This window comes from Yersinia sp. IP36721 (assembly GCF_003634395.1).
Taxonomy (GTDB): Bacteria; Pseudomonadota; Gammaproteobacteria; order Enterobacterales; family Enterobacteriaceae; genus Yersinia; species Yersinia entomophaga.
The window spans coordinates 44,501-57,976 of record NZ_QCZL01000011.1 but is presented as its reverse complement, the minus strand read 5'-3'; the positions used below and the strand labels follow the sequence as shown (position 1 = coordinate 57,976).

Genomic DNA, 13,476 nt, shown 5'->3' with positions numbered 1-13,476 from the left:
GGATCTGAACAGGCCGGTTAACCGGCCTGTATGTGATTCTGCACTCACGCCAAACGGCGTTACATGACGTCGTTCAACATGATACCCACACCGACACGGGTTTGCCTAAAGTTATAGTCAATCATTGACTCACCGTAGCCGCTGAACACCTGTGTGTAGAAGCGAACATGCTTGGTGATGGGGTAACTCCAGCCCATTTCAGCCGCGCCGTAGCCGGAATTCCAGTTATAGCGCCCTTCCATGCTAAATACACTATCGCCCCAGGCATAACCGACTTTCAGGCGGTAGTAACCCAAATATTTAGTGATATCTGGATTATCATCTTTTGCATCATTTTCCGAGAAGCGATACCAAGGTTTCAGATCTATCTCCCAATCTCCGCGCTGCGCCATCACGCGCGCATAGGCGCGATCCCAGCTACGAGAAGTTGGGTCTGCTTTACCGTTAGATTGGTGGTTCAAACCCACTTCTATTTCGCGGAAAGTCCAGCCCGCAAAGTCATAATCCGTTGCCCAGGCCAGGAATACCTGCGGCTCATAGTTAGTTTCGCGGAATGGCGAAGATTCCCCGCTGTTCGAAGCCTGCCACCACGAACGCTGAGTGTAGGATGCGCCCAACAGAGAGTTTTCCCCGGCAATGCCACGCCAGATAGGGAACCCTAAGCTCAGTTGGAATTTAATCTCATCTTTACGGGCATTTTCGGCCCAATCATAGGAACTAATGGCTTCTTTATTGATATTGCTGGAGTAGGTATAAAGCAGGTAATTGGTTTCGTACGGATATAGCAGGAAAGGATTATCGTGGTCTTGCAGCATGGCGGCAATAATACTTCCACGAATCGCAGGCGCATCATGAATCTTTTCTACCTTGGCTTCCTCAGCCTGTGCTAAAACCGGCACAAATAACAATACCATCAATATTCGCCAAAAGTGTCCCATCATTACTCTCATCGCCTCATAGATTATTCGTAATTTTAATGAAAAGCAGCTCATTCTACACACAAATGGCAGTCTGGCTTAGCGTTGTTTATTTTTATGAATCCGTCACTAGCGCGCAACAAGTTATGGGCATAAAATAAACATTTAGTTAACAGCCGCCGTATTATTATCGGCTACGAAAGTGAGAATCAAGCCACATGTCTGGAACCATATTAACCCTTGAAGAAGCGCGCCGCTTGATTGGCGAAGTTTTTGTCTACCACATGCCGTTTAATCGTGAGCTAGGTCTGGAATTACGCCGCTTTGAACAAGATTATGCAGAGTTAGCCTTTAGTCATCAGGATAGATTAGTCGGAAATATCGCTCAGCGCATCCTGCATGGCGGTGTTATTGCTTCCGTACTGGACGTCGCCGCCGGTCTGGTCTGCGTTGGTAACAGCCTGACACGTTACGAACCCTTGATTAAAGAGCAGTTACAGCAACAGCTATCTAAAATGGGCACCATCGATTTGCGCGTGGATTATTTGCGCCCCGGCCGCGGCGAGCATTTCACCGCCAGCAGCAGCATTCTGCGCAGCGGTAATAAAGTCGCTGTCGCTCGCGTTGAATTACATAATCAGGATGCGGTTCATATCGCCAGCGCCACTGCGACTTATTTAGTCGGGTAATTGTCTTTTTTCAGTGAGTAAACGCCAATGATGCTTAGCTACAACAAGTTAAGTACACTCACCGTATCCCTTTTTTGTTCAGAGCTATTCCATGGATAAGCAACAAACGCGTCAGGGCATTTTCTTTGCTCTGGCGGCCTATTTTATTTGGGGTCTTGCCCCGGCCTATTTCAAATTAATCCAGCAGGTTCCGGCAGATGAAATTCTGACCCATAGGATTATCTGGTCATTCTTTTTTATGCTGATTCTGCTCACGCTGAGTCGCAATTGGCCACAGGTACGCCAAGCCTGTCGGAATAAAAAACGCCTGTTATTACTGGCGTTCACTGCACTGCTGATTGCCAGCAACTGGCTGCTGTTTATTTGGGCGGTCAACAACCACCACATGCTGGAAGCCAGCCTGGGCTACTTCATTAATCCCTTGGTTAACGTATTGTTCGGTATGCTATTTCTAGGCGAGCGTTTTCGACGGATGCAATGGGTCGCGGTCGCGCTGGCGTTTGGCGGCGTGCTTATTCAACTGTGGCAGTTTGGCTCGTTACCGGTGATTGGGCTGGGGCTGGCGATAAGCTTCGCGCTTTACGGCTTATTACGTAAGAAAATGGGCATAGACGCGCAGACCGGCATGCTGGTAGAAACGCTGTGGCTGTTACCTATTGCCGCAGTATATTTATTCTTCTTTGCCGATAGCCCAACCAGTCATTTGAGCGCTAACGCCTGGTCGCTCAATCTGCTGCTGGCCGCTGCCGGTGTGATTACCACCATTCCGTTGCTGCTGTTTACCGCCGCTGCCGGCCGGTTGCGCCTCTCTACGCTGGGCTTTTTCCAATACCTCGGCCCAACGCTGATGTTTGTCCTAGCCGTCACTTTCTACGGTGAAACCATCAGTAACGACAAGATGGTGACCTTCGGGTTTATCTGGGCGGCGCTGCTAATATTCACGCTGGATGCGCTCTATACCCAACGTAAGTTACGCAAATAGGCTGCGACGCCCGATGTAGCCTCATCGGGCGCTCACACAGTTTGGGCCTTACAGCCAGTTTTTACGTTTGAAGTACAGATAAGGGGCTAAACCGGCGACGATCATCAGACCAATAGCCCCCGGATAGCCGAATGACCAACGCAGTTCCGGCATAAATTCAAAGTTCATACCGTAGCTCGAAGCCACCAGCGTCGGCGGCAGGAAGACCACGGAGACCACCGAGAAGATTTTGATAATCCGGTTTTGTTCGATGTTGATAAAGCCCATCGCCGCCTGCATCAGGAAGTTAACCTTTTGGAACAGGGATTCGTTGTGCGGCAGCAGGGATTCGATATCTCGCAGCACTTCCCGCGCCTGCTCTAGCTGACCAGTAGGCAAACGCGCTTTACGCACCAGGAAATTCAGGGCGCGCTGAGTATCCATCAGACACAAACGCACCTTCCAGCCGATATCTTCCTGCTCCGCCAACGTGGACAGCGCGGCATCGTACTCATCTCCCTGATGCCCTTCCATAATCACGCGGCTAAGCGCTTCCAGATCGCTGTAAATATTCTCTATTTCGTCAGCCAACTGCTCGATTTTGGTTTCAAACAAGTCCAGCAGCAGCTCATAGGCGTTACCGTCGACCAACGTCTGGTTGCGGGCGCGCATCCGATACAGGCGGAAAGCGGGTAACTCGCGCTCACGCAGGGTATACAGGCGGCCATCCCGAATGGTAAATGCGACGGTGGAGTTACCAGCGTGATCTTCGGCGTCTTCAAAATAGAAGAATGAGTGAATGTGCAAACCGTCTTCGTCTTCAAAGAAACGAGCGGAAGCCTCGATATCATCCAGTTCTGGCCGGGTCGCCAAACTCTGCCCTAACTCACATTGAACACGCTCACGCTCACCTTCTTCTGGCTCCACCAGATCCACCCACAGCGAGGTAGTCAGATCTTCGGATTCATCCAGCTCCAGACGGGATAAGCGATTGTTCTCTAATTTAAATGCGCTCAGCATGTGCCATAACTCCCTTGGGGAATGGATAGAGATTACGCATTGAAGCACAGAAACAAGGGGATGTCGTTACATCAGCAAGTTTCAGACCATAAGGAGATCTGACTCACAGCGACGGTCAAACGAGGTCGCTGACAACCACGAAGGCTATCAGCAAAAGAGGATAGCCTTAGAAGTTGCACCATATGAACAGGTTATTGAGCCAGCATCTACTGGGTGTGTCCAAGGCGAATGTCCTCATTAAGAATAGTGCGCGCATGTTACGCTGAGAAGAAAAAGGCTGTCAACCGCTACGCCGCAGTTAGTCGCAGCCTGAGATTCATCCTATTTCCTGGCAAATATTGTTGTCAGCGTAAACAGATGATAAACGGCAGACTTAGGCTAATCACTCTGGCTTATATCTGCCTTCCGCTTCGGCTACATTGGGCGCTACGCCTCAACTGGAATAACGGTAAATGAAACAAATCACTCGACCTATGCTGGCACAAATGAGCGAACAGGCTAGACAACTCAGCCGTTTGCGCACTCATCATAATTTTCACCCGGAACTGAGCGATTCCGTCCAGCGTCTGGCGATAGCCATGGAGCCACTAACCTACGTGCGCCCACATCGTCATCCACATACCTGGGAAGTACTAACTGCCCTTTCCGGACATTTTGTGGTGCTGTTATTCAACGATAATGGCGAAGTGACAGAGCGGGTAGTACTGGGAAAAGAAGCGACCATTCTGGAGATTCCTGCCAATACTTGGCACGCGGTGCTGTCGATGGAAGAAAATGCAGTGATTTTTGAGGTGAAACTCGGCCCCTATCAGCCAGTCAACGCGGAAGATTTCGCGCCTTGGTCACCGGCAGAGAGTGAACCAGAAGTCGCCAATATGCTGGCATGGTATCAAACGACTACGGTCGGCGAGCGTTATTCCGCTTAACTATTTGATTTAAAAATGATGAAAAAAACCGGAGTTATCATTAGCTCCGGTTTTTTTATGCTGCAACGGCGAATGATGGCTTATACCGCTTCCAGTCTCGCATAGGCTGCAACAAGCCATTTAATCCCTTCGCCTGGAAAAGCAATTTGCAGGCGGCTGTGCTCGCCGCTGCCTTCCAGATTCACCACCGTACCTTCACCGAATTTAGGATGACGAACTCGCTGACCCAGAGTGAAACCGCTGTCGTTTTCATTCATTGGCGTCCCCATACGGCGATGATTTACCGGACGAGAAACGCTGGCGCGTAGTCTGACTTCTTCGATACACTCCTGCGGCAGCTCACCGATAAAGCGGGATGGGCGATGATTGACTTCTTTACCGTACAGTCTGCGGCTTTCCGCATAGCATAAGGTCAGTTTTTGCATCGCACGGGTTAAGCCTACGTAGGCCAGCCGCCGCTCTTCTTCTAAGCGTCCACCTTCATCCAGCGACATTTGGCTCGGGAACATGCCCTCTTCCATACCTACTATGAATACCTGCGGGAATTCCAACCCTTTAGCTGAATGTAGCGTCATTAACTGTACCGCATCCTGATAGGCGTCCGCCTGCCCTTCCCCAGCTTCCAGCGCGGCGTGGGACAAGAACGCCTGCAACGGCATCAGATCTTCATCCTCGTCCTGATAACTGTACTGACGCGTGGCGTTGACCAGTTCCTCAAGGTTTTCGATACGAGCCTGACCTTTTTCGCCTTTTTCCTGCTCATACAGGGTCCACAGGCCGGAATCGCGAATCACGCGGTCGGTTTGCACGTGCAGCGGCATATCTGCTGTTTCGTGAGCCAGTGAATCCACCAGTTCCACAAAACGCTGTAAAGCAGAGGCAGCGCGCCCCGCCAGCACTTTTTCCTGCAATAACGCTCGAGTAGATTGCCACAGCGTAAGCTGGCGATCCCGCGCAGTCTGGCGCACTACATCTAGAGTACGATCGCCGATACCACGGGTTGGCGTATTGACCACTCGCTCAAAGGCCGCGTCATCGTTACGATTGGAAATTAAGCGCAGATAAGCCAATGAGTCTTTGATTTCCTGACGTTCGAAGAAGCGCTGACCACCATAAATGCGGTACGGCATCGCCGTTTGCAGTAAAGCCTCTTCCAATACGCGAGATTGGGCGTTGCTACGGTACAAAATAGCGCAGTCGTTTAACGCACCGCCGTTGTCTTGCCAGGCTTTAATCCGGTTCACCACAAAGCGCGCTTCGTCTAATTCGTTGAAAGCGCAATAGATCGAAATCGGATCGCCTTCCACGCCGTCGGTCCACAGGTTTTTCCCCATTCGGCCATCATTGTTGGCAATCAGGGTATTCGCCGCTTTCAGAATATTACTGGTAGAACGGTAATTCTGCTCCAGACGGATGGTTTCCGCGCCGGGGAAATCCTTCAGGAAGCGTTGAATATTCTCAACCTGCGCACCACGCCAGCCGTAAATCGATTGATCGTCATCGCCGACGATCATTACGTTGGAACGATCGCCCGCCAGCAGGCGAATCCATGCATATTGGATGCTGTTGGTGTCCTGAAACTCATCCACCAGAATATTGGTAAAACGTTCACGATAATGATTCAGAATATGCGGTTTATTCAGCCACAGTTCATGAGCACGCAGTAATAACTCGGCAAAATCGACCAGACCGGCGCGATCACAGGCTTCCTGATAGGCCTGATAAATACGCAGCCAGGTGGCTTCTACCGGATTACCGTAGCTTTCTACGTGCTGCGGCCGTAAACCTTCGTCTTTCTTACCGTTGATGTACCACATTGCCTGACGCGGCGGCCACTGTTTTTCGTCTAAATTCAATGCTTTAACGATGCGTTTCAGTAGCCGATGCTGATCGTCGCTGTCGAGGATCTGAAAGTCCTGCGGCAGATTGGCGTCCAAATGGTGTGCCCGCAATAAACGGTGCGCCAACCCGTGGAAAGTCCCAATCCACATACCGCCCTGGCTGGTACCAATCAAATGTTCGATACGGTGACGCATCTCCGCCGCCGCTTTATTGGTAAAGGTCACGGCAATAATGGAATAGGGTGAAGCATTCTCAACGGAGAGCAGCCAGGCAATTCGATGCACCAGCACCCGGGTTTTACCACTGCCCGCACCGGCCAGTACCAACAGGTTGCAGCGCGGCGCGGCCACGGCTTCACGTTGTTTTTCATTCAGGCTGTCGAGCAGATCAGAAACGTCCATAGGCACCGTTTATCGGGTAAGGGAAAACCGCGCTGTCGCCCGGTTTGACCGGACGACCATCAGCATTCCACTGGGAATTTATACAGAGTAATTGATAGGATTATAACAATGCTGTGAGAGATGCCAACTGCGAAATCTCAATATGTGGCAGTAAACGGGCATCATTGACCGCCATGATATTTTTCTGCCGATCGTTAATCCAGCAGGCCTGCATGCCGCAACGCAGGGAACCAGCGACGTCGGTGGTGAGATCGTCACCCACGTGCAAAATGCTTTCCAGCGGCAAATCCAGCTTATTGGCCGCCTTTTGGTACATATCACGATAAGGTTTGGCACGGCCATTGGGGCCAGAGCGCAGCACAAACTGGAAATAGCGGCTTAAACCGCAGGCGGCAGGATCGGCGTTACCGTTTGTGATAGCCACCAGCGGGAAGCGTTCTGACAAGGTCTCCAGCGTATCGTGAGTCGCCGCAGGCACATGAATACGGCTACGCCACAGGGCGAAATTCTCCATCGCCGCGTCAGCACCTTTACGGGCTTCATCTTTGGTCAGGCCGTGGCGAATAAGACCTAACTCCAACGCCTGCCAACGCCACTGGGTAACATCGTGATAAATATCCGGATCGCTGGCCAGCAGTTCAATGCGAAAACGATGAAAATCCGCCACCTCAAGCTGGCGTAAATTCGGATGATACTGTTGCAGAAACGCCACCGATTCCTGTTCGGTACGGGAAATCACCGGGCGGTTGTCGTACAGAGTATCGTCCAAATCGAAGGTTATAGCCGCAATCGGCTGTAATGGTCGGTAAAAATGCATCAGGATTTGCCTCGTTTGGCTCGCGGATGGGCGGCATCATACACCGTTGCCAAATGTTGAAAGTCGAGATGGGTATAAATTTGTGTGGTCGTTAGATTGGCGTGGCCGAGTAATTCCTGCACCGCACGCAGATCGCCGCTGGATTCCAGCATATGAGTGGCGAAAGAGTGGCGCAGTTTATGGGGATGAATATGGCTGCTAACGCCTTGTTTTATACCCCATTCGGCAAAGCGTTTTTGCACATTGCGCGCAGAAATACGCTTACCGGTATTGGCGAGGAAAATGGCGTCATCGGCGGGTTCAAACAACTCCCGTAGCGCTAGCCAATGCTGTAACCAAGTCACCGCCGTAGCGCCCATCGGTACTTTACGTTCTTTGCTGCCCTTGCCCATCACCCAGATTTCGCCACTGGCCAAATCCACATGTTTGCAATCCATTCCCACCAGTTCGGCTAAACGTAAACCCGCGCCGTACATGACTTCCAGCATCGCCCGATCCCGCACCGCCAAAGGATCGTTAAGATCGATGTCCAACAGTCGACTGACTTCATCCACATCAATATTTTTTGGCAGATGGCGCCCCGTCCTCGGCGTACTGACGCCTTTGGCCGGATTGGCGTGTAACACGCCCTGGCTGACCAACCAATCGAGAAAACTGCGTAATGCCGACAGGCGCAGCGCCAGGCTAGAAGACTGTAATCCAGCACGCTTGCTGCGGGAAACCAGCGAACGTACCTGCGCCGCATCCAAACTCTCCCACTGGCTCAGCCCCATTTGACCCGCCAGTTCCATCACCGCCTGTAGCTGTCGAGAATAACTGGTTATGGTTAAGGGACTCAGTTGCCGTTCAACCTTCAGATAACGCAAAAAGGCTTCAACGGACGGAGAGAGCGTAGCGGGGATTTCACTCATACTCGTTCGATCCAGCGCTCCAACAAGGTAGGCAACATCAGCGCTAACTGATGCAGCATCACCGTACCCATACCCTGCTGATAATGTTGTGTATCACGGCTACTAAAGATAACCACGCCCAAATCGCCATTCGCGCCCATCAGGGACATCGCAACCGAGCCGACCTGTTTAGCCTGAGGCAACAGCAACAAAAGCTCTGGCCCATTTAGGCTGCCGAGGTAATGACGCTCATCCCCCAAACGCTGAATGCGCATCGGTTCAAAAGCGTGGCGTGCTAAACCCAGATGAGTGAAATCGGAAGGCGCGCCAATATGCCAGCGGTCGTTAAACAGGCGCACATTGGCTCCTGCCAATCCAAAATCCCGCGCCCAGCGCTGTAGGCGATTCAGCATATCTTGCAGGCTTTCGGCGGAGGTCAGATTAGTTTGTAACTGTAACAGACGGTTAAACAGCAGCTCATTCAGACCGGCCTGCTCCATCAACAGGGTAATTTCTTCTTCCAGTTGATGAATCTGATTACGTTGACGAGCCAGTTGCCACTCGACCAGAGACACGCTGCCTCTGACCGGATGGGGAATTTGCATCTGTTCAACCAAACGGGCATTACGGATAAAGAAGTCGGGATTTTGCAATAAATACTGCATGACAGCGTCGTCGTCTAACTCAATGCCAGCCAGCGCCTGTTCCTCATAATTCTTCATTCTTCAACACCCATCATAAATGAATAAAACCGTCGTAGACGTGGGTCGCAGGCCCGGTCATATACAACGGGTGACCCGGTCCTTTCCAGCTGATATCCAGGCTGCCACCCGGTAGCTCGACGTGAACCTCTTCACTCAGCAATGCCTGCTGAATACCGACTGCCACAGCCGCACAGGCTCCGCTGCCGCAGGCTTGTGTTTCTCCTGCGCCGCGTTCGTAGACCCGTAAACGAATGTGTTCCCGACTGACAACCTGCATAAAGCCAATGTTGGCGCGCTCAGGAAAACGCTCATGATTTTCCAATACTGGACCCAGCAACTCAACGTTGGCAACCGAAACATCGTCCACTTGCAGTACACAATGGGGATTTCCCATCGAAACCACCCCGCACAGCACCGTGTGCTCTGCCGCGCGCAAAATGTAGGTTTTTTCAGCTTTTATCGCTTTAAACGGAATCGCCTGCGGCTCAAAATTAGGTTCACCCATATTGACGCACACCAGCTCATCCTCCGTCACGCTAAGCACCATACGCCCAGTTTGCGTACTGACGCGAATATCACGCTTGTTGGTCAGCCCCTTAATCCGCACGAAACGAGCGAAACAGCGGGCACCGTTACCACATTGAGAGACTTCGCTGCCATCCGCATTAAAAATGCGATAGTGGAAATCCAGCTCAGGATCGTAAGGCGGTTCAACCACCAGCATCTGATCAAAGCCCACGCCAGTGTGCCGGTCAGCCAGTCGTCGGATAAGCTCCGGCGAAAAATAAACATTCTGTGTGACGGCATCGACAACCATAAAGTCGTTGCCAAGACCGTGCATTTTGGAGAACTGCATATCATGCTCCACTGACTACTGGCTAAATCCGGACGCAATAAAGCGATTTATCGCAGTAAGCATCTGGCCTCCAACAGCAGGAGGCCAACGTCAAACTGCGGGGAGAATCTGGGTTACTGTAAGCCGCCGATAGACTGAGTCTGCTGCGAGCCAACATTATCTTCTTGGTTTTTCTGCACTTTGCCTGAATCTGGCGGTACAGTTTCTGTCTTTGAATTTTCCGCAGGAGGGAAATAAAGTGGCCCTTTTAAGCCACATCCGGATAGCCCCACCAACATCATGGCGACCAGCGGCCAGCGTAGTTCTCTTTTCATTGCATTAATGCCTGTAATTCATGCGTCCAAGGTCTCTATAATCGCAGGTGGATCATGAAAAGCAATAGGAATTGAATATGAACGACAGCGAGTTCCACCAGTTAGCCGATCAATTGATGTCAAACATTGAAAATGCAGTGGATAATTTTGATGGCGACAGCGATATAGACTGTGAAACTAACGGGGGCGTTTTGACCCTGACTTTCGAGAACGGCAGCAAAATTGTGATTAACCGCCAGGAACCCTTTCATCAGGTTTGGCTGGCAACCAAAACCGGTGGTTACCATTTTAACTATCGGGAAAATGAATGGCACTGCGACCGCAGCGGGAAAACTTTCTATACGCTGCTTTCTGAAGCCGCCACGGCTCAAGCCGGTGAAGAGGTTAGCTTCGACTAACCTTTATTCCAGCGCCGGCCAGTAAGAATCGGTAAAAGGACACAAAACAGCGTGTCCTGATTTCCGGTTTACCAATGACGTTTAACGATAACTAGTGCAGCTGAAACTGTTGCGGCGGCGTGGAAGACTCTTTTTCCGTCGCGTTATGACACAGATGAGAAAGCGTAGTGCTGCGGAACGGAATCACCTGAGTGCGCCCGTCTAACTGCACAATCTGATAGAACTGCGGCAGGTTAAAGTTAATAAAGCTGGAGCCATAGGTGAAACGATCGTGAGACGATGAGTAGAAGCGGCTGACATCGCGCACCAACTCTTCTTTACTGCCTTCGCAATGATGGTAAACCTCAACTCTATTGCTCTCGTCGAGAATGTAGATATTGAAGCCTTTCCCATCGCTAGTGCCTTCAAAGAAGAACTGAATAATTCCTTCACTAGCGAATCCGTCGACAACCGGCGGTAAATGAATCTGATCGGTTTCTACCTGAATCGACAGACCATGCAGCTTGTTATTGGAAATGGCACCGTAGAATTCCACCGCATTTTCCAGTTTCTGCACCGATACACTAAGACGCTCGAAGAACAGCCCCCAGGTCTGCCCGGCGACTCGAACCGCTTTAAAGCGACCCGGTTCTTGACGAGTGCTGGAAAGGCGCAGCTCGATGCATTCGGATACCAATTGTTGAATGCGGGTGCGAATCAGCCCGCGTAAATGCTGGCTGTAGCAGAATACATCAACGGATTCCGGCGGCGCGGCGTCCTGATGCATTTTGCCTAAAATGGTTTTCAATGCCTCCAATACCGCCTGTTCGCCGCTGAAATGCAGGGTTCGCACTTCGTTCCACGAGTTGCGATACAGTAAATCGATACTGCCCACCAGACACTGCTGTTGCTCACCGAAACTGAATACGTCCAGTTTTCGGAAATCAAAATGCACAATCTGGTTGCGGAAAGCGGCCGTCGGATCGTTTTCCAGATTGACGATGATCGCCAGATGGCGGATTTCGCACGGGCTGTACAGCGCTTTCGGCGTCGGCGCAGGCAAACGCAATGGGAAATGGTGAGAAACATCCGTCACCAGTTCTTGCAATTTTACCGTATCGCACAAATTGGCGCTTTTAATATGTAAATGCGTTTTTGACGTCAGTAAGCCGTTGAAATAAGCCCAAGCCACCAGTTTGTTCAGATAGCGGTTATATTCCAGCGGCTGATGGCTCACTATGGCATCCATAGACGGAGCCTGATTATACAAATACCAACCGGGCCGGTTAGCGCGTCCTGCCGGTACGTGAATAAAGGTCAAATGTTCTTCGGACAGATCCGGCGAGATTTGTGGGTTAACTAAAGTAACTTTACCCGGTAGCGCCTCAAAGGCCGCATAGAGTTTACGGGTCAATACCCCGATATCCTGCGGACTGGCACTAACGCTCAGATTATTACGACGCGCGAAACGGATCAGATTGCGATAACTCTGCATCATCGCATCCAACAGCTCGTTATGCGCTTCACGCACCCGCTCAATTTTCCAGTTGGCGCGATTGTCCAGCATTTCCAGACGCTCTTCGCTCCAGCCCCACTCACTAACCAGTTGGCTCAGTATCTCCCGACGCCAACCGCTGCTGGCCGGCGTTTTAGACAGTTTTTCGCAAACTTTCAGATAGAAACAGCGGCGGACTAAATCCAGACGAGTAGTATCTTCGATTTGCGTCAGATAACGCGTGACGCGATCCAGCATCATGCAGTAGCCATCCAGACCGAATGACACAATCTCGCCTTTATGCAGACGCTGCTTGATTTCCATCGCCAGCAGCTGAGAATTCGGGTATTCCCACGAATACGCTTCCAACAGCAGCGTTTTCAAGACGGCTTTGTAGGGTGAATCAATACTCTTATAGAGCTGCCACAGGCTGGCTCCGAAATACTCTTCAGCCGATAGGGTACTCAAGCCACCGAGATCCAGCCATTCATTTGGCGTCAGCGCACCTTGGGCATATAAAGAAAGCACGTAATCGTCGTAATGGCCTTCTTCTTCTATCGGCACCATATTCCACAGAATACGTTTCCCCGCCAGGCGCACTGCGCTGCGGTAGAACTCGTCTAATAACAGAATATGTTGCGTAGAACCGCAGTCTTCACCGCCCAAACTGCCGCTGGCATTGTGGCGGAAACGGTTTTCGTCGATCAGGAAAAAGCTGACTTCGACGCCCATAGAGGCCGCCCATTTCTCCAATTGGCTGCATTTTTGTTGTAGCTGATTGCGTTCTTCGTTATCCAGCCAGGCTTGGTGGCACACCCAAATGTCCAGATCCGAAGTGCTGCTTTGCCCAATAGAAGAGGTACTGCCCATGGTGTAAACGCCGGTGATCGGCAGTTCGCCTTCCCGCGCTAATTGCAGCGGTTCACCCCATTTGCTTTCAACTTCAGTAATATACTGTTGTTGGGTTTCCGTAGGCGTGAAGAAACAGACGCCGTGGGGAACGTTACCATCAAGGTAACCTGGCATCAGTGGGTGATGATAATGTAATAAGGTTGGCAGCAGACTGTAGACCTTTTGGAAGGCTGGCCCCATGGCCGCCAAGGCGCGATCGACTCGTAATTGGTTGATCGCATCCAGTCGCTGTTTCAGTGTCTCGATGTAGAGGTACAAGACGTCTCGCCTGATTGTTCCAGTGCCTAGAAAAAAACCCGTGTTCCCGATTCGCCTTTAGTTTAGAAGAATATTTAACGAATTATTGCTGGAAACG

The 13,476-nt window shown here is 51.1% G+C and carries 13 protein-coding genes; 4 read left to right on the top strand and 9 right to left on the bottom strand.

Features of this window, described 5'->3' with window-relative positions; genetic code table 11:
• Positions 1-59: 59 nt before the first annotated feature.
• Positions 60-938, bottom strand: coding sequence for a phospholipase A (gene pldA / locus DBA33_RS11030; RefSeq protein ID WP_071889780.1), 879 nt, complete (start codon positions 936-938; stop codon positions 60-62).
• Positions 939-1,135: 197 nt separating this feature from the next.
• Here pldA and DBA33_RS11025 point away from each other — a divergent pair, with 197 nt between their 5' ends.
• Entirely contained in the window at positions 1,136-1,606 is a 471-nt protein-coding gene (locus tag DBA33_RS11025; protein ID WP_064514403.1) for a thioesterase family protein, read from the top strand.
• A gap of 91 nt (positions 1,607-1,697) precedes the next feature.
• The gene (rarD, locus tag DBA33_RS11020; RefSeq protein WP_120806469.1) at positions 1,698-2,588 is read left to right on the top strand and encodes an EamA family transporter RarD; all 891 of its coding nucleotides are present in this window, start codon (positions 1,698-1,700) and stop codon (positions 2,586-2,588) included.
• Positions 2,589-2,636: 48 nt separating this feature from the next.
• Here the strand turns inward: rarD and corA are convergent, their stop codons facing one another.
• Positions 2,637-3,587: a magnesium/cobalt transporter CorA gene (corA, locus tag DBA33_RS11015; RefSeq protein WP_064514406.1), complete on the bottom strand. Its 951-nt coding sequence runs from the start codon at positions 3,585-3,587 to the stop codon at positions 2,637-2,639.
• A gap of 452 nt (positions 3,588-4,039) precedes the next feature.
• Here corA and DBA33_RS11010 point away from each other — a divergent pair, with 452 nt between their 5' ends.
• Positions 4,040-4,513 carry a WbuC family cupin fold metalloprotein gene (locus DBA33_RS11010; protein WP_064514408.1) on the top strand — a complete coding sequence of 158 codons (474 nt, stop codon included), beginning with the start codon at positions 4,040-4,042 and terminating at the stop codon, positions 4,511-4,513.
• An 80-nt stretch (positions 4,514-4,593) separates the two neighbouring features.
• Here DBA33_RS11010 and uvrD read toward each other — a convergent pair whose 3' ends face one another.
• The 6 genes from uvrD to DBA33_RS10980 form a co-directional block, all read right to left on the bottom strand.
• On the bottom strand, positions 4,594-6,756 hold the full coding sequence (uvrD, locus tag DBA33_RS11005; RefSeq protein ID WP_064514410.1) for a DNA helicase II: 2,163 nt from the start codon (positions 6,754-6,756) through the stop codon (positions 4,594-4,596).
• 100 nt (positions 6,757-6,856) lie between these two features.
• The gene (gene yigB, locus DBA33_RS11000; RefSeq protein ID WP_064514411.1) at positions 6,857-7,573 is read right to left on the bottom strand and encodes a 5-amino-6-(5-phospho-D-ribitylamino)uracil phosphatase YigB; all 717 of its coding nucleotides are present in this window, start codon (positions 7,571-7,573) and stop codon (positions 6,857-6,859) included.
• A complete protein-coding gene (gene xerC, locus DBA33_RS10995; RefSeq protein ID WP_064514413.1) occupies positions 7,573-8,484 on the bottom strand; it encodes a tyrosine recombinase XerC in 912 nt (303 codons plus the stop codon). The genes yigB and xerC overlap by 1 nt, the downstream gene beginning before the upstream one ends.
• A complete protein-coding gene (locus DBA33_RS10990; protein ID WP_064514415.1) occupies positions 8,481-9,185 on the bottom strand; it encodes a DUF484 domain-containing protein in 705 nt (234 codons plus the stop codon). Before DBA33_RS10990 ends, xerC begins: the two co-directional genes overlap by 4 nt.
• 13 nt (positions 9,186-9,198) lie before the next feature.
• Positions 9,199-10,023 carry a diaminopimelate epimerase gene (gene dapF / locus DBA33_RS10985; RefSeq protein WP_049600810.1) on the bottom strand — a complete coding sequence of 275 codons (825 nt, stop codon included), beginning with the start codon at positions 10,021-10,023 and terminating at the stop codon, positions 9,199-9,201.
• Positions 10,024-10,136: 113 nt separating this feature from the next.
• Complete coding sequence (locus tag DBA33_RS10980; RefSeq protein ID WP_064514417.1) at positions 10,137-10,337, bottom strand: lipoprotein; 201 nt, start codon at positions 10,335-10,337, stop codon at positions 10,137-10,139.
• Between the two features lie 77 nt (positions 10,338-10,414).
• On the opposite strand from DBA33_RS10980, the gene cyaY reads away from it, so the two are divergent.
• Positions 10,415-10,735, top strand: a complete 321-nt coding sequence (gene cyaY, locus DBA33_RS10975) for an iron donor protein CyaY (RefSeq protein ID WP_064514419.1) — start codon at positions 10,415-10,417, stop codon at positions 10,733-10,735.
• A 91-nt stretch (positions 10,736-10,826) separates the two neighbouring features.
• Here cyaY and DBA33_RS10970 read toward each other — a convergent pair whose 3' ends face one another.
• Positions 10,827-13,379 (bottom strand): class I adenylate cyclase, encoded by a 2,553-nt coding sequence (locus DBA33_RS10970; RefSeq protein WP_064514421.1) that lies wholly within the window; start codon positions 13,377-13,379, stop codon positions 10,827-10,829.
• Positions 13,380-13,476 lie beyond the last annotated feature (97 nt).